The sequence below is a fragment of the Bacillus sp. NTK034 genome, from assembly GCF_017303275.1.
GTDB lineage: Bacteria > Bacillota > Bacilli > Bacillales > Cytobacillaceae > Cytobacillus.
Genome location: NZ_JAFKOJ010000064.1, coordinates 1 through 226 on the forward strand (window position 1 = coordinate 1; position 226 = coordinate 226).

Genomic DNA, 226 nt, shown 5'->3' on the forward strand with positions numbered 1-226 from the left:
AAGGTATGGATCACAGTAACATGGGTTCAGAAGAAGACAGCGATAAAGAGGCTGATTCAGAGGATTCAAGTATGAGCGGCATGGATCACGGCAGTATGGGGTCAGATAGCAATGACAGCATGAATGGAATGGGCCATGACATGAGCGCCTACGATATCTTTTCAATAAATGGAAAAAGCGGCGACAGCATTGAGCCTTTAAAAGTAAAAGAAGGAGAAAAAGTCAG

Annotated in this window: 1 pseudogene; it reads left to right on the top strand. The window is 43.8% G+C overall.

Going from position 1 to position 226, the window contains the following annotated elements:
- Positions 1 to 226: pseudogene (locus tag JI665_RS28410) on the top strand (multicopper oxidase family protein); the annotation flags it as partial.